Here is an 18023-nt window from a genome sequence, read left to right on the forward strand (position 1 = left end):
GGGCCGAACCTGCCAAGCAGAGCCGTAGCGCGAGACACAACATCATCAACGCCTGTCAATGCAAAATGGCCTCGGTGCAAAACGGGTGGTTACCAACCTTGCGATGTGGCGCGCCTGAAGTTGGCTGGATCAGCCGGAATGGGACTGGATGTGCAGCTTTCGGACCTGCTGGGCAAACTCCTCGACCGGACCGTCAACCCGGGTGTCGCGGATGACCTCGTCTATGGGCAGGGGCAGGACCCGGAACGCGGGAACGCCCAGTTCGGAGAGCCACTCCGTCATCTGTGCCGCCGAGCTTGCATAAACGATGCGGCCCAGACCAACCCAGCCATGCGCTGCCGCACACATCGGGCAATGTTCGCCCGAGGTGTAGACGGTTGCCCTGGCACGATCTTTGGCGGTCATGTTGTTGGCAGCCCAGCGGGCAATGGCGAATTCCGGATGCCGGGTGTGATCGCCTTCCCCGATGCGGTTGTGATCTTCGAACAGGACGTTACCGTCCCCAGACACAAGCACGGATCCGAATGGCTCATTCCCGCTGGCAAGCGCCTCGGCTGCCAGTTCCACACAGCGCTGCAGATACTGGCGATCAGTATCGTCGATCATGAGATCCTCCTTGCTGAACCAGACGTATCGAACCGTTGCAGCAAACATCCTCGTCCGCAACAGGTGCCGGATCGGTTTCGATGATGCTGTAGATCACGCAATCGACCTGATCTGCTTGTCTTATTCAGGAGCTGGCTCTTGAGGGTATACAGGAGCCACTGCCCCCTAGGCTGTTTATGGCGGGCGGTATCGGCGGTTGACCCTCGTCGAGCGGCGGCGGGCGAAAGCCCCTGCGTGACGCGCTCTACATGCCCGTCCTCGTGGCCATGCGCTTCCACCCTGATCTCAAGGCGAAGGATCACGCCCTGCGCGAGGCCGGAAAGCCCGGCAAGCTGGCCATCGTCACGCTTATGCGAAAGCTCATCGAAACGGCCAACGCTCTCGTCAAAGCCGATCGCAATTGGCCCCTAAACCGACTTGACCAGGACGGGTACGCCAGATCAATTCTCGTTAATTGGGCCCTATCGCACCAACCGGCTGCAGGCTTCGTTTCATGGATCCGGCGTTGTCGCTCCGGGACATGAGCAGACCTGCACCGCCTGCCTCCAAGGCCGGGAACGGACCGTCTGCAACGATGCCCTGAGGCGCCGTGGCTCGTTTGATCGAGTTCGGTCCCGAGATGGCGGGAAAGGCCGGGCCAACTGACACGCGCCGCCGACAGCCAGGCTTCAGGGACGCAGCCATTTAGGGCCTGCCTGAGGATGAAGGGTGTGTTCGGCATGGCCCCGGGGCAGACAGCTGGCTTTGCTGAGAGCCTGCGGCCCCTGGCCGGCCCGGACCGGAGCGTGGCTCGACTTCAGCACGCTGTCGCATCTTGCCCACGAAGCCCATACGGTTTCAGGGAATCGTCCCGATGCCTGGCTGTGACCGTTGCCGTATGCTGGTCATGACAGGGGCTGGACTGCCGGACAGCATCGTTTATCCAATTCATCTGCCAGCATTGTCGCTGCTACGGCGGATGTCTGGCGAACGGGCAGGAACCTGCGAGACCGCATGGCCACGGCGCCCTGTTCAGGACAGCAGCAGGACCTGAACATCCGCCACGTTGGTGCCGGTGGCCCCGGTGACAAGCAGGTCACCGGCCGCAGACAGCGCGGCATGGCTGTCGTTGTTGTCCAGCAGCGCGGCGCAATCGACGCCTGCGCCCTGGATCCGGCCAAGGGTGGTGCCGTCCACCATGCCCCCCGCCGCGTCCGTCGGACCGTCCCGGCCATCCGTGCCCCCGCTGAGAAACACCCAAGGCCGCCGCCAGTCCTGGCCCAGCATCGCCACGCGCAGCGCCAGTTCTTGGTTGCGCCCGCCCTTGCCGTTTCCGCGCAAGGTCACGGTGGTTTCCCCTCCGAAGACCAGCACCTGCGGCCTGTCGCAAGACGCCTGCTCGGCAGCCCTGGCAATGCGGGCGGCGGCGTCGGACACATCGCCGACCAGGCGATTGCTGACAATATGCGCATTCCAATCAGACGGGACCGCATCCTGCATTGCCGCAAGCGAGCTTTCGTTGCTGCCGATCAGATGGTTGTCGGCCAGGGGCAGGAACGGTGCCGTGTGCCCTTCGGTCAACACCCTGACCACCGCAGGGGGAAGCCTTTCCAGAAGCCCGCGCTGCGCCAGCAGGTCCAGCGCGTCCCGTGCGCTGCCCAGGGGGGCGACCGTGGGGCCGCTGGCGATGGCGCCCAGGTCGTTGCCGATCACGTCTGACAGGATCAGCGCCCTGACCGGGGCCGGGGCGGCATGGCGCAGGAAGCCCCCGCCCTTCAGATCCGAGAGTTGCTGGCGGATCAGGTTGACCTGTCCGATCTCCAGTCCGCTGGCCAGCAGCAGGCGGTTCACCTGCTGCTTGTCGGCCAGCGTCAGGGGCGGGCGCGGCGCCGGCACCAGGGCCGAGCCGCCGCCCGAGATCAGCGCATAGATCCGGTCCTGCGCCCCCGCTTCATCAAGCATCTGGACGATGCGCCGGCCCGCGCGCAAACCCGCCTCGTCCGGTTCGGGATGGCCCGCGGTCAGCACGGTGGCGCCGGGGATCGTCCGGTCGTTGCCGTAATGCGTCACGGCAAGCGCCAGGCGCGGTTCGGGCAGGTGCTGCATGGCCTCGGCCAGCATGGCGGGGGCGGCCTTGCCGATGGCGATCAGGATGTTGCGGCCCCCCGCCGGCAACGCGGCGGGGAGATGCTTGTCCAAATGCCGGCGCACGGCCCGGGCGGGATCGGCCGCGCGAACGGCCTCGTCGTAAAGCTTTCGTGCCAGCGCGCGCATCTCGGCAATCGTCGGTGTCATGCGGCGATTTGGCGGGCTTTCTGGACCAGAACCTCGGCCTGCCGGATCGAGGCATAGTCGATCAGCCGCCCGTCCAGCGAGACCGCGCCCTTGCCTTCGGCCTCGGCCTTGGCCATGGCGTCGAGGATCTTCTGGGCACGCGCGACCTCGGCGGTCGAGGGGCTCATCACCTCGTTGGCCAGTGCGATCTGGCTGGGATGGATCGCCCATTTGCCCTCGCAGCCCAGCACGGCGGCACGATAGGCGGCGGCCTTGTAGCCTTCGGGATCCGAGAAGTCGCCAAAGGGGCCATCGATCGGGCGCAGGCCATTGGCGCGGGCCGCGACCACCATGCGCGACAGGGCGTAATGCCACATATCGCCCCAGTGGACCTGACGGCCGCCATCGGCATCCTTGTCGGTCAGGACCGAGTACTTTTCGTTCACGCCCCCGATGATGGTGGTGCGGGCGCGGGTGCTGGCGGCATAGTCGGCCACGCCGAAATGCAGGCTTTCGTTGCGCTTGGATGCTGCCGCGATCTCGCTGATGTTCTGCATCCCTAGGGCGGTTTCGATGATATGCTCGAAGCCGATGCGCTTCTTGTAGCCCTTGGCATCCTCGATCTGGGTGACCATCATGTCCACGGCATAGACGTCGGCGGCGGTGCCCACCTTGGGGATCATGATAAGATCCAGCCGCTCTCCGGCCTGTTCGACGACATCCACGACATCGCGGTACATGTAATGCGTATCAAGCCCGTTGATTCGCAGCGACATGGTCTTCTTGCCCCAATCCATCTCGTTCAGGGCCTTGATGATGTTCTTGCGGGCCTGTGCCTTTTCATCGGGCGCAACCGCGTCCTCGAGATCCAGGAAGACAACATCCGCTTCCGAGGCGGCAGCCTTTTCAAACATTTGCGGCTGGCTGCCTGGCACGGCAAGTTCGCTGCGATTCAGGCGGGCAGGCGCTTGTTCGATGGGAAAGAAGCTCATGGCTTGATGCTCCGGCACGTGTTGTGGGGGATAGCCGTAAACAGTTCGAAATAAAATTGCCTGTCAAGGAACAACTTTTGCCAAAAGTTGCGCACTGTTCATAGGACTCTGATCTTAATAGAGAAATCAGCCTTTCCGACTTGAGTAGTAGTAGGCTATCGCCTGGGCGCGGTTCTTGACCGACAGCTTGTCGTACAGGTTCGACAGGTGGAATTTGACTGTATTGGCCGAAATGCCCAGATCGGCCGACAGTTCCCGGTTCGTCAGGCCCCTCGACAGCGCCTCGAGCATATCCGTTTCCCGGCGCGACAGGCTTTGCAGCAGGTTGTTCTGCAGGTCGCGCACGTCGATATAGGGAAAGACCATCTTGCCGCGGGCGACAGCAGTGCAGGTTTCCAACAACGTCTCGACTGCGCCGCTGCGCGGCACGAAACCCGCAGCCCCTGCTCCTATGGCGCCCAGATGCGCTTCGCGGGTCTGTTCGCCATAGACAACGATACGGGGGCCTGTCGCTTCCTCGCGCAAGGTCTCCATTAGACGTGCGCCGCCCATCGCGGGCAAGGCCCACTCGACGATTCCCACCTGCGCCGGAATCCGGGCCACGATGGCCAGAAATCCTTCGGCGGTGGCGGTTGTCGCCAGCAGCGAGAATCGTTCATCCCGCTCGAACACTTCGGACAAGGCGGACAGAATCAGGGGATTGCTGTCGGCAAGGATGATCGTGATGGCCTTTTCGGCGGCTTCCACCGTTCGCAATGCTGTTTCCTTTCGTACGACTTAGGTCCAAAGCCAACCCACAAATCATCTGGTAAAACCGATTGGGTGGGTAATTTCCCACCCATTTAGATACCCGAAAGCAGCATATAGTTACGTTGTGGCCTCTGTCCACAATCGCTTTCCTGAGCATCAAGAAACCTGATCGTGAGGAAACACCATGACCGAAGCGGCCATCTTCCCTCAGCTGGAAATTCCAAACACCATTGCGGCGGGGCCTGGACCGGGAAACACCGACGCGCGTGTTCTCAACCGCTTTGCCAGCGCAGGCATGGCGGACCATATGCAGGCCGATGTCCTGCGCGGCATGATCGAATGCAAGCTGATGCTGCGCGAGGTGATGGGAACCCGGAACATCCATACCTTCGGCGTCGCCGGAACAGGGTGGAGCGGGCTCGACTGCCTGTTCAGTGCCGTCATGCCGGGCGACCGGGTGGTGGTCTTCGTCAACGGCACATTCTCGGGGATCGACGGGATGACGCTGCGGATGAAGGCAGCCACCGCCGAGGAATTGGCCGCAAGCCCGATGGACCCGCAACCCGCCTCGGTCAAGATCGTGACTGTGCCGCATGGCCAATCCGTTACCACCGACGTGGTCGAGGCCGCCCTGGCGGAACACAAGCCGAAATGGGCCGCGATGGCGCATTGGGAAACCGGTTCGGGCCGGATCAACGACCTGCGGGGCTTTTCCGACGCCTGCGTGCGCCATGACGCGATGGGCCTGGTGGATGCGGTATCGTCGCTGGGCGTCGAGGATTTCCGCATCGACGATTATGCCGGCGTCCATGGCTGGGCGTCCTGTCCGCAAAAGGGCATCTGCTGCCTGCCGCTGACCTATGCGCCCGTGTCCTTTACCGATCGCTATATCGCCAACCTGCGCCAGACCGGGTGCCGGACCTTCGTGCATCATCCCATCCTCGAGGCGCGGCACTGGGGGATCGTCGAAGGCAAGGACGTGGAAAAGGGCATCTATCACCGCACCCACAGCGCCTATGCGGTCGCAGCCTTCCACGAAGCGCTGCGGATCACGCTGCAGCAGACGGTCGCCGGTCGCGCCAAGGCCTATGCCTTCCACGAGGCGGCCTTGCGCGACGCGGTGACGGCGATGGGGTGCAAGGTCACGTCGAACATGACCTCTCTGGTGGTGCTGAACCTGCCCGAGACGTTGGCAGGGCGCGAGATGGAACTGGTCCAGGCCTGCCGCGCGTCAGGCTTCGGCATCTGGCCGACCCTGTCCGAGCCGGTGCAGGTCCGCATCGGCATCCTGAACCTTCTGAACCAGACCGCGATCACCGATATCGTGACGCGCTTTGCCTCTGCCCTGAACAAGATGGGTGCCGGGATCGACATGGGGCGGATCAACGACCGCCTGGGACAGCATTATCAAACACTGGTCGCCGCAGAATAACGGTGCCTCGGGGAGGAGGCAAAGATGGATATTCACGAATACCAGGCCAAGGACATACTCAGCAATTTCGGCGTCGGCATCCCGCAAGGTGCCCTCGCCTACAGCCCCGAACAGGCCGCGTATCGCGCACGAGAGATGGGCGGCGACCGCTGGGTGGTCAAGGCGCAGGTCCATGCCGGCGGACGCGGCAAGGCGGGCGGCGTCAAGGTTTGCAGCAGCGACAGCGAAATCCAGTCGGTGACCGAGGGGATGTTCGGCCAGAAGCTCGTCACCCATCAGACCGGCCCCGAGGGCAAGGGCATCTACCGGGTCTATGTCGAGGCCGCCGTGCCCATTGCCCGCGAGATCTATCTGGGCTTCGTGCTTGATCGCGCAAGTCAGCGCGTGATGATCGTCGCCAGCGGCGAGGGCGGCATGGAGATCGAGGACATCTCGGCCCAGCGGCCCGAGAGCATCGTGCGCGCCACGGTCGAGCCCGCCGTGGGGCTGCAGGAATTCCAGTGCCGCGAGATCGCCTTCGCGCTGGATATCAAGCCCGCCCTGGTGCAGCAGATGGTCCGCACGCTGCTGGGCTGCTATCGCGCCTTCCGCGACCTCGACGCCACCATGGTCGAGGTGAACCCGCTGGTCATCACCAGCGACGACCGCATCCTGGCGCTGGATGCCAAGATGACCTTCGACAACAACGCCCTGTTCCGCCATCCGCAGATCATGGAGCTGCGCGACAAGTCCCAGGAAGACCCGCGCGAATCCCGCGCCGCCGACCGGGGCCTGTCCTATGTCGGGTTGGACGGCAACATCGGCTGCATCGTCAATGGCGCGGGCCTTGCGATGGCCACGATGGACACGATCAAGCTGGCCGGCGGAGAGCCTGCGAACTTCCTCGACATCGGGGGCGGCGCCACACCCGAGCGGGTGGCAAAGGCCTTTCGCCTGGTGATGTCGGACAAGAAGGTGCAGGCGATCCTGGTCAACATCTTCGCGGGCATCAACCGCTGCGACTGGGTGGCCGAAGGGGTCGTGCGTGCGCTGCGCGACGAGCCGGTGGACGTTCCCGTCGTCGTGCGCCTGGCGGGCACCAACGTCACGGAAGGCCAGAAGATCCTGGCGCAAAGCGGCCTGCCCCTGATCCGCGCCACCACCCTGATGGAAGCCGCCGAGCGCGCCGTGATGGCATGGCGTTCCGATACCAACCGCAACCCCAACCTGAAGGTCGTGTGATGAGCATTTTTCTGGACCGCGACACCCGTGTTCTTGTTCAGGGCATCACCGGCAAGATGGCCCGCTTCCATACCAAAGAGATGCTGGAATACGGCACCAACGTCGTGGGCGGCGTGGTGCCCGGCAAGGGCGGCGAGACGGTCGAGGGCGTGCCGGTCTTCAACACCATGAAGGAAGCGGTGGCCGAAACCGGCGCGGATGCGACGCTTGTCTTCGTGCCGCCACCCGCCGCCGCCGACAGCATCATGGAGGCGGCGGATGCGGGCATCCGCTATTGCGTCTGCATCACCGACGGGATCCCGGCGCAGGACATGATCCGCGTCAAACGCTATATGTACCGCTATCCCAAGGAACGGCGCATGATCCTGACCGGCCCCAACTGCGCGGGCACGATCAGCCCGGGCAAGGCCATGCTGGGCATCATGCCGGGCCATATCTACCTGCCCGGCCATGTGGGCATCGTCGGCCGCTCGGGCACGCTGGGTTACGAGGCGGCGGCCCAACTGAAGGAACTGGGCCTTGGCGTCTCGACCAGCGTGGGCATCGGCGGCGATCCGATCAACGGCTCGTCCTTCCGCGATGTTCTGGAGCATTTCCAGAATGACGACGACACCCACGCCATCTGCCTGATCGGAGAGATCGGCGGCCCGCAGGAAGCCGAGGCGGCCGAATACATCCGCGACCATGTCACCAAGCCGGTCGTGGCCTATGTCGCCGGGCTGACCGCGCCCAAGGGCCGGACCATGGGCCATGCGGGCGCGATCATCTCGGCCTTTGGCGAAAGCGCGTCCGAAAAGGTCGAGATCCTGGCGGCTGCGGGCGTGGCCATGGCCGAGAACCCGGCCGTCATCGGGGCGACCATCGCCCGCGTCATGCAGTAAGGGGGGCGCAGCCATGGCAAAACCCCGAGTCCTTGTCACCCGGCGCTGGCCCCAGGCGGTCGAGGCGCGCCTGTCGGAAATCTTTGACGCCCAGTTGAACCTGGGCGACAAGCCCCTGACGCCCGACCAGTTCCGGGCCGCAATCCGGGAATATGACGCGATCCTGCCCACGGTGACCGACAAGATCGGCGCCCCGGCGCTGGAATGCCACAAGCCCCAGACACGCATCTTGGCGAACTATGGCGTGGGCTACAGCCACATCGACCTGAACCACGTGAACCAGCACGGCATCGTCGTCACCAACACCCCCGACGTGCTGAGCGAATGCACGGCGGATCTGGCGATGACCCTGATGCTCATGGTGGCACGCCGGGCAGGCGAGGGCGAACGCGAATTGCGCGCGGGCCAGTGGACCGGCTGGCGGCCCACGCATTTGGTCGGCACCAAGGTTTCCGGCAAGACGCTGGGGATCGTGGGCTACGGCCGCATCGGGCAGGAAATGGCCCGCCGGGCGCATCACGGCTTTGGCATGAAGATCCTGGCCTTTAACCGCAGCCCCGTGGCGCCCGAGGTGCTGGCCCAGTGCCAGGCAACCCAGGTGGCGAGCCTGGACGAGATGCTGCCGGAATGCGACTTCGTTTCGCTGCATTGCCCTGGCGGCGCCGAGAACCGCCACCTGATCAACGCGGCCCGTCTGGCCCGGATGCGGCCCGACGCCTTCCTGATCAACACGGCGCGCGGCGAGGTCATCGACGAGGCGGCCCTGATGCAGGCGCTGTGGTTCGACACCATCGGCGGGGCGGCGCTGGATGTCTTTGACGGCGAACCCGTCATCAATCCGCAACTGCTGGAATCGGACCGGCTGGTGATGCTGCCCCATCTGGGCAGCGCCACGCGCGAGGCGCGCGAGGCGATGGGCTTTCGGGTCATCGACAACCTGCAGGACTTCTTTTCCGGGCGTGAACCTCGTGACCGGGTGAACTGATGCACGCGGCATTTGTTGGGCGGTCCTATCCTGCAGGCGCGGACACCGGATATGCCGGCCGGTTGCGCGACGAATTGTGCGGGCTGTGGCAGAACGTCATAGCCCGCCGGGCGCCGCAAGTCCTGCCCCTGCTTCTCAGCGCCAGCGATGATCTGCCGGTGGGCGCCGATATCGGGGCCTATCTGCAAGGCTTGGACATCTGGTTCCAGCTTCTGCGCATCATCGATGAAAACGCAGCCACGCGCGCCCGGCGTTTGGTCGAGACGAACACCGGTCCCGCGGCGGTCGAAGGCAGCTTCGCGCGCGTGCTTGCCGCTGCCTCTGACTGTGGCGCAGACGATCTTGGCCGCGTGGCCCGGCGGCTGTGCGTCGGGCCGACGCTGACCGCCCATCCGACCGAGGCCAAGCGCGTCACCGTTCTGGAAATCCACCGCCGCATCTATCGCGCCCTGGTGAACCTGGAAACCGACCGCTGGACACCGCGCGAACGCGCCGACCTGCTGGCCGACCTGGAGGCCGAGATCGACCTGCTGTGGCTGACCGGAGAGTTGCGCCGCCAGCGTCCCACGCCCCTTGAGGAAATCGAATGGGGCCTGCAGTTCTTTCGCGACAGCCTGTTCGATGCCGCGCCCAACGTCCTCGGACGGTTTCGTGACACGATTGCCCCGCATATCAGCACGGATGAAGGCGTGGCGCCGCTGCTGCGGTTTCATTCCTGGATCGGCGGCGACCGCGACGGCAATCCCCATGTCACGGCCGACACCACGCGCGTCGCACTGGCGGCAAGCCGGAAAGCGATCCTGGAACGCTATGACCAGGGCCTGACACGCGCCGTCCGGCAACTGAGCATCAGCAGCGAAATCGCGGCCCTGCCGCAGGATGCGCGTGATCTGCTGCAATCGGTCATCGACGCCGCGCCACTGCCGGAACAGGCGCGGCAGCGCAATCCTGGCGAACATTTCCGCCAGGCGACAAGCGCGATCCAGCATCGGATCGCGGCAACCGCCGAAGGCAAGGGCGGCGCGGCCTATGCTCATGTGCGCGATTTCATCGCTGAACTTCGCAAGGTTGAAACCGCGCTGGCCAGCATCGGTGCCGAACGGCTGGCACATTCGCTTGTCCGCCCCCTGCGCCTGCAGGCCGAGATATTCGGCTTTCGGACGGTTACGCTGGACGTGCGGCAAAATTCCTCGATCACAACGCGGGCGCTGTCCCAGATCTGGTCATGTGCCGGCGGCCCCGTGCCAGTCTATGGCAGCGCCGACTGGTCGCGCCGGCTGCGGGCCGAGCTGGGCCAGAAGGATCTGCCGGAACTGGACGGTGACGCACTGGGCAGCGAAGCGGCCGAGTTGCTGGAACTGCTGCGCTTGATGCACCGGACGCGCTTTGGACCCGACCCCCTGGCAATCGGTCCCTTCATCCTGTCGATGACGCGGTCCTGCGACGACCTGCTGGGGGTGTTCCTGCTGGCGCGCCATGCCGGGTTCGGGTCGGAACGGCTGGATCTGCGCGTCGTTCCCCTGTTCGAGACCATCGCGGATCTTCGCGCCGCCCCCCAGATCCTGGACGAACTGCTGGGCGTTCCCCTGGCCCGCCGCAGCCTTTGCGATGACGGCCTGGTCGAGATCATGCTGGGCTATTCGGACAGCAACAAGGACGGCGGCTTCGTCTGCTCGGCCTGGGAACTGGAAAAGGCGCAGCGCAGCATCACCCGCGCCCTGGCCCGCCACAAGCTGGCCCCGACCTTTTTCCATGGGCGGGGCGGATCCGTCAGCCGCGGCGGCGCGCCGACCGAACGCGCGATCGCGGCCCAGCCGCGCGGCACGATCGGCAGCCGTCTGCGCACCACAGAACAGGGTGAGGTCGTGTCTTCGAAGTTCGCCAACCGGGGCACTGCGGAATACCAGTTGGAACTGCTGGCCTCGTCGGTGATGGGGCAGTCGCTCAAGTCCCCCGCCGAGCCGGTCCGGCCCGAATTCCGCGACACGCTGGAAGCCCTGGCCGACCTGTCCTTTACCGCCTATCGCGACTTGCTGCACCGGCCCGGCTTCATCACCTATTTCACGCAGGCAAGCCCGGTCGAGGAACTGGCCCTTCTCAAGATGGGATCGCGCCCTACCCGACGGTTCGGTGCCAGCAGCCTGGACGATCTGCGCGCGATCCCTTGGGTCTTTGCCTGGTCGCAGAACCGCCACCTGATCAGCGGCTGGTATGGCTTCGGTTCGGCCATAGACACCTTCCGGCGCTTTCGGCAGGACGACGGCGATGCACTGCTGCGCCGGATGCTCAAGGAATCGCACATCTTCCGCCTGATCGTGGACGAGATCGAGAAATCGCTGTTTCACGCCGACATGGGGATCGCGGCCAGATATGCGGCCCTGGTATCGGACGCCGGTGCAAGGGACGACATCCTGGGCCGGATCGCGCAGGAATACGACCGCAGCCGTGCAGCCGTCCTGTTCCTGACCGCGACGCCCGACCTGAGCGCCCGGTTCACCAACATGGCGGCCCGCTTCGGGCGCGTGCGGGCCGATCTGACCAGGGTCCACGACCTGCAGATCAGGCTCTTGCACGAAAACCGCCAGCAACCGAACGCAAGGAACGCCATCGCGCTGATGCAGACGATGAACTGCATCTCGACCGCGCTTGGCTGGACCGGATAGCCGACAAGGGAGAGAGACATGAACCAACACCCATCCAGAGCGGGCTTTTTCGACGAAGACCTGGCCCATCGCGACCCCCAGATCTTCGCCGCCATCCGCAAGGAGCTTGGCCGTCAGCGAGACGAGATCGAACTGATCGCGTCAGAGAACATCGTGTCGCGCGCGGTGCTCGAGGCGCAGGGCTCGGTGCTGACGAACAAATATGCCGAAGGCTATCCGGGCAAGCGCTACTATGGCGGCTGCCAGTTCGTGGACATTGCCGAGGAACTGGCCATCGAACGGGCCAAGGCGCTGTTCGGCTGCGATTTCGCCAATGTCCAGCCGAACAGCGGCAGCCAGGCCAACCAGGGCGTGTTCCTGGCCCTGCTGCAGCCGGGCGACACCATCCTGGGCATGAGCCTTGATGCGGGCGGGCACCTGACCCACGGCGCCAGGCCGAACCAGTCGGGCAAATGGTTCAACGCCGTCCAGTACGGGGTCCGCCAGCAGGACAGCCAGCTGGATTACGATCAGGTCGAGACGCTGGCACAGGAACACCGGCCCAAGGCGATCATCGCCGGCGGCTCGGCCATCCCGCGCATCATCGACTTTGCCCGGCTGCGTCAGATCGCCGACCAGGTGGGCGCATGGCTGATCGTGGACATGGCGCATTTCGCGGGACTGGTGGCGGCCGGACTTTATCCCTCGCCCTTCCCTCATGCGCATGTGGCGACGACCACGACCCACAAGACCCTGCGCGGGCCGCGTGGCGGGATGATCCTGACAAACGATGCGGACATCGCCAAGAAGGTGAATTCCGCCATCTTCCCCGGCCTGCAAGGCGGGCCGCTGATGCATGTCATCGCCGCAAAGGCCGTGGCCTTCGGAGAGGCGCTGGATCCTTCGTTCACGGACTATTCGAAACAGGTCGTCGCCAATGCCCAAGCCCTGGCGGACGAATTGATGAAGGGCGGTCTGGATATCGTGACCGGCGGCACGGACACCCATCTGATGCTGGTCGATCTGCGCCCCAAGGGCGTGAAGGGCAATGAAACCGAAACCGCGCTTGGCCGCGCCCATATCACCTGCAACAAGAACGGCATCCCCTTCGATCCCGAAAAGCCGACCGTTACGTCGGGCATAAGGCTCGGGTCGCCCGCCGGAACGACACGGGGCTTTGGCGAGGAGGAGTTCCGCCAGATCGGCCGCTGGATCGTGCAGATCGTCGATGGTCTGGCCGCAAGCGGTCCCGAAGACAATACCGAGGCCGAGGCGCGCGTCGCCGCCGAGGTCAAGGCGCTTTGCGCGCTGTTTCCGCTGTATCAGGGAATGCAAGCATGAACCATGTCGCCAGGTCTCACCCGCCCCTTCATCCCTGTCCGATGCCGACCGACATTGAGATTGCCCGCGCCGCGCGCAAGCGGCCCATTGCCGACATTGCCGCCCGGCTGGGCCTGGGCGATGACGCCATCCTGCGCTACGGCCCCATGGCGGTATCCCGGGTTTTGTCGCCGCATGTAAAGCGGGTGGTGATCGCCAATCCGCTTCAGGTCAAGGCTATCGCCCATGCCCATGTGAAGACTGACAAGGTTGACGCAGCGACGCTGGCCCGGCTTGAAGCTGCTGTCGCGGTCACAGGGCACAGCCACCGGCAGTTCGCCGTCCTGGTCCTTCAGAACCTTTGTCGACGAGCCGTTGCGCCGGTTCGCCTGGCCGGGCGGTGCTTCCTTGCCTTCCTCATAGCCCAGATGCGCGGTCAGCTCCGCGCCCAGCATCTGCTCCATCAGCCGGATCTTCAGCTCCCTCATCAACCCGGCATCACCGAGCAGATCCTCAGGGCGCTCAACATCCTTCAGCAGTTCATCCAGAAGTTCCTTGGAGATCGTCATGCATGCTGCCTTTCGCTGAAGCATGGACCGGATCACTCATACACAGAAGATCGGATACTCTCTTTGGCTAATTGCAAATCTTACTGCACTTGACGCGTCAGAGCGGGACCGTGCTGGCCGCGTCAGCCACGCCTGCACAGCGGCAACTGAACCGGGCATCCGCAGTGCGTTGATCAACGTTCAGGAGGCGTTCAGCGGCAAGGCCAAAACCTTCGTCAGCTTTTGCGAATGGCTCTCCTCGACGAAAGCACGAAAAGAACCAGGGGACATCAAGCAAATTATGCGCGAGCATATCTTTGACCCCATGGAGGTGGCGGCGGACGAGGAGATCCTGGGCGTTGCTTTGAAAAAACGACGGCTCCACAGCCTGCGCTCGCTTGTCTCTGAGGTAATCTCGACTCGCGCACTCTGCGGAATGTTCTGGCCAGCCGTGGTCTGGTACCTGCCGACGATGAACTTGGGGAATATTATGTGTTTGCCGCATAGGCGGGCGGGGCTGTTGCAGTATGTGTTTGCCTCTCGATCCACGTTGCCTTGTTACCGAAAGCCTTGAATTCCGCACGACCCCAAGCCGATCAACCTTTTGTCGAGCAAATCCTGGTGCGGGTATGCGATGGACCTGGCATTGCACCCGGGCGAACCCAGCGTGCAGTTGATGCGTCCCATGCAGAAATTTCCTCGCGACACTTCGCAAGAATGCAATCTTGATCGATCCCCCGCAGGGCGGCGTCGTGCTGATCTCGACGGCCGCGAAGAAGGCGAAAGTCCCTTGCTACGTCATAGTGCATCTCATCCTGGGTGGTTACCTCGATAGAGTTTTCCAGCTTGCGGACGTTGCTGGATATGCTGGCGTGCTGGTGGACCATGCCGAGATCCAGGCGCGGGCTCATCACGTTCAGGTCCACTGTCTGCATTCCCGGCTTTCAAGACGTTGTGGCTGCCGGTGGACACTGGCTGGGCTCTTGTCTATGCCCCTGATGATCTGGTGCTGAAGTCGGTCGGTTCGAGGAACCTTCAGGCTACCGGATCCGCCGTTTCGACCGTGACGAGGTTCGGGATTTCATGCAGCGGATGACGCCCGTGCATCTGATCTCCCTTCGCCTGAGGATCGAACACAAGTAGGTTGTCTGCCAGATGGAGATCACCTTTGTGCGCCCTGCGATTTCTCGACGCGAAGCGGGGATGGATATATACCGCACCACAGACCTGCCACCTTCGCTCCGATCCTGAAGCCACAGCAGCGTTATTCTGGAATTCCGAATGGCCACCCTTAAGGCGGCCATTTCATTTGGATCGAAGACGTTTATGGGCTAGAGGACAGGAGATTTCACTCGGACTTCGCCAAGCTTTATGAAATCGAGGCGATGGCCGCTATTTGCCTGCAAAATGGCCAAAAGCACCGCCAAATGGGCGCGCATTTTCCGTAAGACAATGACGTACGGTTCCCTCAATGGCCAAGAGTTGGTTGCCTCAACAAACTAGTGTCCTCACAACCCCGCTAACGTCGCGGTGATCACCGGTGCCAGGCGCGCGGCCCAGTCGGCCTGACCGGCCGTATCTGCGATCAGGTCGTTGCGAACCTCGATCAGTATGTTGGGACGGCCTTTCTGCAAGGCATGGCGGTCGATCGAATCCCCCTCCAGATGGCCGTCGTACGGTTGGTTTTCGCCCGTGACCCAGCCAGCCGCACGGCAGGCCTGGACCATTGGCGGACCCAGGCGCACATCCTGCCAGGAATAAAGGATCCCCACCTGCCAGGGCCGCATCGGACGCCCGCGCAGTTGCGGCGTAAAGCTGTGGATCGCGCAAATGCAGCGGTCAGGATGGCCCGCCGCCAGCCGGGAAAGCGCCTCGTGATACGGGCGGTGCAGCCGTTCCAGCCGCCGGTTGCGTTCCGCCGCATCGGCGTGCTTGTTCGCCGGGATCACCGTGCCGTCGTAAAGGCGCATCAGCAGGGTAGGGTCATCCTCGCCCCGGTTGGGGTCGATCACCAACCGGGAAAAGTCGGAAAAGATCGCCGGCGCATCCAGCAACGCAGCCAGCCGGGACGCCAGCCCTGCAGCCCCCAGGTCATAGGCGATGTGGCGGGCCATGTCCGCGGCCCCGATTCCCAGATTGCCGCCGCCCACCCAGGCCGGCACCCGGTTCGTGGCATGGTCGCACGTGACCAGCCAGCGGGACGGGCGGTCCTCGCCCTCGATCCAGAAGGCGCGTTCTGTCATCGGTCGGTCATCCTTCATCTTGATGGGTGTCTATGCCATGGTGCCAGCGGACGCCAGTTGCAGCCGCAGGCGTTCTGGACCATAGTTAGCGCAAACGGAAAAAGGCGGCCTGTAATGAGACGACATCGCAACGTGAAGATCGTGGCAACGCTGGGTCCGGCTTCCTCGACCCGCGAGATGATCCGCGCGCTGTTCGACACGGGTGCCGACGTGTTCCGCCTGAACATGAGCCATGGCAGCCACGACGATCACCGCGCCCGCTATGACGCGATCCGTTCGGTCGAGGCGGAAACCGGCCGTCCCATCGCCATCCTGGCGGACCTCCAAGGCCCCAAGCTGCGTGTGGGCCAGTTCACCGCGGGGGCGCATGACCTGGAGGAAGGGGACCGTTTCCGCTTTGACCTGAATGCCGCATTGGGCGATTCCCAACGCGTCCAGTTGCCCCATCCCGAGATTTTCGCGGCCTTGACGCCGGGCAGTGGCCTGCTGGTCAATGACGGCAAGATCCGCCTTCGTGTCGAGGACTGCGGCCCCGATTTCGCCGATTGCATCGTGACGGTTGGTGGCACGATCAGCGACCGCAAGGGCGTGAACGTGCCTGACGTGGTGCTGCCACTGGCCGCGCTGTCGGACAAGGACCGGGCGGATCTGGAATTTGCCTGCGAACTTGGCGTGGACTGGCTGGCCTTGTCCTTTGTCCAACGCGCCGCCGATGTCGAGGAGGCGCGCGCCCTGGCCAAGGGGCGCGCGGCCATCCTGTCCAAGATCGAGAAACCGGCAGCGGTCGATGCATTCGAGGAAATCCTGGCCGCATCCGACGGGATCATGGTGGCGCGGGGCGACCTGGGCGTCGAATTGCCGATCCATTCTGTCCCACCGATCCAGAAACGTCTGGTCCGCAAATGCCGGTCCGCCGCCAAGCCTGTGATCGTGGCGACCCAGATGCTGGAATCCATGATCGACAGCCCGATGCCCACCCGGGCCGAGGTCAGCGATGTTGCCAATGCCATCTACGAAGGCGCCGATGCGGTGATGCTGTCGGCGGAAAGCGCCGCCGGCTCGTATCCCATCGAGGCTGTGCGCACCATGGACAACGTCGCCCGCTCGGTCGAGGCCGATAGCAACTATCGCGCCATCATCGAGGCATCGCGCCAGAACAAGCTGCACAGCGTGGCAGACGCCATCGTTACCGCCGCTCGAGAGATCGCTGAAACAACCGACATCGCCGCCATCTGCGCCTTCAGCCAGTCGGGCAAGACCGCGAGCCTTGTTGCCCGCGAACGGCCGCGTGTCCCGATCATCGCCCTGACCCATGTCGAATCGGTGCTGCGCCGAATGTGCCTGACCTGGGGCACGCATTGCGTGATCACCCCTCAACTGACCCGATTCAAGGAAGCGGTGGTCAATGCGACCCGCGCGGCGCGGGAATTCAACTTTGCCGACGAATCCCGGCAGGTCGTCGTCATTGCCGGGGTGCCCTTCAACGTGCCTGGCACGACCAACATCGTCCGCATCGCGCCTTGCGACGAACGCTTGATCTTCGCGTCCGATCCAGAATAAGCCCCAAGGCGAACGATATCATTACGGGGACGTCCATGTCCGATTACCTGCTGCTGGGCGGCATCGCGCTTTGCCTTCTGTCCGTCATCGTCGCGGTCGTGCAGCTTTTGCAGACGCGCCCGCCGCGTATGGCCGCGATCCTGCTGATCCTGGGGATCGTGGCGATCTTCGCCGCGGCCTATCTGTCGCCGCAACCGTTCAGCCTGGAACAGGTCCCGCAGGCCTGGGCCCGGCTGACCGGCGGGGCAACCACCACGCCCTGAAGCCCTTGCCAAAACCCCCTGGCGCGCTTATACGGCGCGCTTCCTATCCGTGCGTCCGGCCACCATGGCATTGCCGAGGCGCATGTTCACTTCGATCAAGGAGAAGAAAATGCCGAAGATGAAGACCAAGTCGGCCGCCAAGAAGCGGTTCTCGTTCACGGCTTCGGGCAAGGTGAAATCCGCCCAGGCCGGCAAGCGCCATGGCATGATCAAGCGCACGATCAAGTTCATTCGCGACGCGCGCGGCACCAGCGTCCTGTCGGACGCCGATGCCAAGATCGTCAAGAAATACATGCCCTATAACCGCTGATCGCTGAGGACTGAACA

Annotated in this window: 16 protein-coding genes and 2 pseudogenes; 11 read left to right on the forward strand and 7 right to left on the reverse strand. The window is 63.9% G+C overall.

The window, feature by feature from the left end; all coding sequences use genetic code 11:
* Positions 1–129: 129 nt before the first annotated feature.
* The 4 genes from Q5701_RS19380 to Q5701_RS19395 form a co-directional block, all read right to left on the reverse strand.
* Positions 130–606, reverse strand: coding sequence for a nucleoside deaminase (locus tag Q5701_RS19380; protein WP_306752596.1), 477 nt, complete (start codon positions 604–606; stop codon positions 130–132).
* A gap of 1011 nt (positions 607–1617) precedes the next feature.
* Complete coding sequence (locus Q5701_RS19385) at positions 1618–2880, reverse strand: glycerate kinase type-2 family protein (protein ID WP_306752597.1); 1263 nt, start codon at positions 2878–2880, stop codon at positions 1618–1620.
* A complete protein-coding gene (locus Q5701_RS19390) occupies positions 2877–3851 on the reverse strand; it encodes an HpcH/HpaI aldolase/citrate lyase family protein (protein WP_306752598.1) in 975 nt (324 codons plus the stop codon). Before Q5701_RS19390 ends, Q5701_RS19385 begins: the two co-directional genes overlap by 4 nt.
* Positions 3852–3977: 126 nt before the next feature.
* Entirely contained in the window at positions 3978–4607 is a 630-nt protein-coding gene (locus Q5701_RS19395; RefSeq protein ID WP_306752599.1) for a response regulator transcription factor, read from the reverse strand.
* Between the two features lie 178 nt (positions 4608–4785).
* Here Q5701_RS19395 and Q5701_RS19400 point away from each other — a divergent pair, with 178 nt between their 5' ends.
* The 7 genes and pseudogenes from Q5701_RS19400 to Q5701_RS19430 form a co-directional block, all read left to right on the forward strand.
* Positions 4786–6033 (forward strand): pyridoxal-phosphate-dependent aminotransferase family protein, encoded by a 1248-nt coding sequence (locus Q5701_RS19400; protein ID WP_306752600.1) that lies wholly within the window; start codon positions 4786–4788, stop codon positions 6031–6033.
* Positions 6034–6057: 24 nt separating this feature from the next.
* The gene (locus Q5701_RS19405) at positions 6058–7254 is read left to right on the forward strand and encodes a malate--CoA ligase subunit beta (RefSeq protein ID WP_306752601.1); all 1197 of its coding nucleotides are present in this window, start codon (positions 6058–6060) and stop codon (positions 7252–7254) included.
* Complete coding sequence (gene sucD / locus Q5701_RS19410; RefSeq protein ID WP_306752602.1) at positions 7254–8135, forward strand: succinate--CoA ligase subunit alpha; 882 nt, start codon at positions 7254–7256, stop codon at positions 8133–8135. The genes Q5701_RS19405 and sucD overlap by 1 nt, the downstream gene beginning before the upstream one ends.
* A gap of 13 nt (positions 8136–8148) precedes the next feature.
* Positions 8149–9120, forward strand: a complete 972-nt coding sequence (locus Q5701_RS19415; RefSeq protein ID WP_306752603.1) for a 2-hydroxyacid dehydrogenase — start codon at positions 8149–8151, stop codon at positions 9118–9120.
* Positions 9120–11783, forward strand: coding sequence for a phosphoenolpyruvate carboxylase (locus tag Q5701_RS19420; protein WP_306752604.1), 2664 nt, complete (start codon positions 9120–9122; stop codon positions 11781–11783). The genes Q5701_RS19415 and Q5701_RS19420 overlap by 1 nt, the downstream gene beginning before the upstream one ends.
* An 18-nt stretch (positions 11784–11801) precedes the next feature.
* Positions 11802–13103, forward strand: coding sequence for a serine hydroxymethyltransferase (gene glyA / locus Q5701_RS19425; RefSeq protein WP_306752605.1), 1302 nt, complete (start codon positions 11802–11804; stop codon positions 13101–13103).
* A 149-nt stretch (positions 13104–13252) separates the two neighbouring features.
* A pseudogene (locus Q5701_RS19430) lies at positions 13253–13387 on the forward strand (IS110-like element ISMex17 family transposase); the annotation flags it as partial.
* A 45-nt stretch (positions 13388–13432) separates the two neighbouring features.
* On the opposite strand, the pseudogene Q5701_RS19435 reads toward Q5701_RS19430, so the two are convergent.
* Positions 13433–13675 (reverse strand): annotated as a pseudogene (locus Q5701_RS19435) (transposase); the annotation flags it as partial.
* Between Q5701_RS19435 and Q5701_RS19440 the strand changes: the two are divergent.
* Complete coding sequence (locus Q5701_RS19440) at positions 13674–14204, forward strand: hypothetical protein (protein WP_306752606.1); 531 nt, start codon at positions 13674–13676, stop codon at positions 14202–14204. The pseudogene Q5701_RS19435 and the gene Q5701_RS19440 overlap by 2 nt on opposite strands.
* A 22-nt stretch (positions 14205–14226) precedes the next feature.
* Here the strand turns inward: Q5701_RS19440 and Q5701_RS19445 are convergent, their stop codons facing one another.
* Complete coding sequence (locus Q5701_RS19445) at positions 14227–14565, reverse strand: hypothetical protein (protein WP_306752607.1); 339 nt, start codon at positions 14563–14565, stop codon at positions 14227–14229.
* Positions 14566–15138: 573 nt separating this feature from the next.
* Complete coding sequence (locus Q5701_RS19450; protein ID WP_306752608.1) at positions 15139–15873, reverse strand: N-formylglutamate amidohydrolase; 735 nt, start codon at positions 15871–15873, stop codon at positions 15139–15141.
* A gap of 114 nt (positions 15874–15987) precedes the next feature.
* Here Q5701_RS19450 and pyk point away from each other — a divergent pair, with 114 nt between their 5' ends.
* The 3 genes from pyk to rpmI all read left to right on the forward strand — a co-directional run bounded on the left by pyk (position 15988) and on the right by rpmI (position 18006).
* Positions 15988–17433, forward strand: a complete 1446-nt coding sequence (gene pyk / locus Q5701_RS19455) for a pyruvate kinase (protein ID WP_306752609.1) — start codon at positions 15988–15990, stop codon at positions 17431–17433.
* Between the two features lie 35 nt (positions 17434–17468).
* Complete coding sequence (locus Q5701_RS19460; RefSeq protein ID WP_306752610.1) at positions 17469–17696, forward strand: hypothetical protein; 228 nt, start codon at positions 17469–17471, stop codon at positions 17694–17696.
* A gap of 109 nt (positions 17697–17805) precedes the next feature.
* A complete protein-coding gene (gene rpmI / locus Q5701_RS19465) occupies positions 17806–18006 on the forward strand; it encodes a 50S ribosomal protein L35 (protein ID WP_234855700.1) in 201 nt (66 codons plus the stop codon).
* Positions 18007–18023 lie beyond the last annotated feature (17 nt).

The organism is Paracoccus actinidiae (assembly GCF_030863885.1).
Classification (GTDB): domain Bacteria; phylum Pseudomonadota; class Alphaproteobacteria; order Rhodobacterales; family Rhodobacteraceae; genus Paracoccus; species Paracoccus everestensis.

Excerpts from the sequence above, each read along its gene's own strand:
- Q5701_RS19460 (WP_306752610.1), top strand. The coding sequence starts at position 17,469 with ATGTCCGATTACCTGCTGCTGGGCGGCATCGCGCTTTGCCTTCTGTCC.
- glyA (WP_306752605.1), top strand. The coding sequence starts at position 11,802 with ATGAACCAACACCCATCCAGAGCGGGCTTTTTCGACGAAGACCTGGCC.
- Q5701_RS19415 (WP_306752603.1), top strand. The coding sequence starts at position 8,149 with ATGGCAAAACCCCGAGTCCTTGTCACCCGGCGCTGGCCCCAGGCGGTC.
- Q5701_RS19420 (WP_306752604.1), top strand. The coding sequence starts at position 9,120 with ATGCACGCGGCATTTGTTGGGCGGTCCTATCCTGCAGGCGCGGACACC.
- rpmI (WP_234855700.1), top strand. The coding sequence starts at position 17,806 with ATGCCGAAGATGAAGACCAAGTCGGCCGCCAAGAAGCGGTTCTCGTTC.
- Q5701_RS19450 (WP_306752608.1), bottom strand. The coding sequence starts at position 15,873 with ATGACAGAACGCGCCTTCTGGATCGAGGGCGAGGACCGCCCGTCCCGC.
- Q5701_RS19445 (WP_306752607.1), bottom strand. The coding sequence starts at position 14,565 with ATGCAGACAGTGGACCTGAACGTGATGAGCCCGCGCCTGGATCTCGGC.
- Q5701_RS19440 (WP_306752606.1), top strand. The coding sequence starts at position 13,674 with ATGGACCGGATCACTCATACACAGAAGATCGGATACTCTCTTTGGCTA.
- Q5701_RS19400 (WP_306752600.1), top strand. The coding sequence starts at position 4,786 with ATGACCGAAGCGGCCATCTTCCCTCAGCTGGAAATTCCAAACACCATT.
- Q5701_RS19385 (WP_306752597.1), bottom strand. The coding sequence starts at position 2,880 with ATGACACCGACGATTGCCGAGATGCGCGCGCTGGCACGAAAGCTTTAC.
- pyk (WP_306752609.1), top strand. The coding sequence starts at position 15,988 with ATGAGACGACATCGCAACGTGAAGATCGTGGCAACGCTGGGTCCGGCT.
- Q5701_RS19390 (WP_306752598.1), bottom strand. The coding sequence starts at position 3,851 with ATGAGCTTCTTTCCCATCGAACAAGCGCCTGCCCGCCTGAATCGCAGC.
- Q5701_RS19380 (WP_306752596.1), bottom strand. The coding sequence starts at position 606 with ATGATCGACGATACTGATCGCCAGTATCTGCAGCGCTGTGTGGAACTG.
- sucD (WP_306752602.1), top strand. The coding sequence starts at position 7,254 with ATGAGCATTTTTCTGGACCGCGACACCCGTGTTCTTGTTCAGGGCATC.
- Q5701_RS19405 (WP_306752601.1), top strand. The coding sequence starts at position 6,058 with ATGGATATTCACGAATACCAGGCCAAGGACATACTCAGCAATTTCGGC.